The sequence below is a fragment of the Bartonella sp. CM120XJJH genome, from assembly GCF_042194715.1.
Classification (GTDB): Bacteria; Pseudomonadota; Alphaproteobacteria; order Rhizobiales; family Rhizobiaceae; genus Bartonella.
The window spans coordinates 1-423 of sequence record NZ_JBHINE010000104.1 but is presented as its reverse complement, the minus strand read 5'-3'; the positions used below and the strand labels follow the sequence as shown (position 1 = coordinate 423).

General features: G+C 59.1%; 1 pseudogene. It reads left to right on the top strand.

What is annotated here, in order from left to right:
• Positions 1-423 (top strand): annotated as a pseudogene (locus ACFIKU_RS10015) (bifunctional DNA primase/helicase); the annotation flags it as partial.

Here is a 423-nt window from a genome sequence, read left to right as displayed (position 1 = left end):
AAGATGGCGAAAAAATCATTTTTCCCTTTTATAAACCCGATGGCACCCTTGCTTTAGTTAAAGAACGGCTTGCACAAGCAGGAGCAAAAACAAAACCTACAGCAGCACACTGTGAACCGATTTTGTTTGGCTGGCAAGCCCTTTGCTCCACAACTCCAGCCGCCACGCAGGCACCTCAACACACACCCTCAACCAACCCAACCGCCACGCAGGCGCCTCAACACGCCCCCTCATCAACCCCCGCCGCCACGCAAGCGCCTCAACACGCTCCCTCGTCACCCCCCGCCGCCACGCAGGCGCCTCAACACGCACCCTCATCAACCCCAGCCGCCACAAACGCACCTCAACAGGCACCCTCATCAAACCCAGCCGCTCCACATGCGCCTCAGCACACACCCTCAACCAACCCAGCCGCCACGCAGG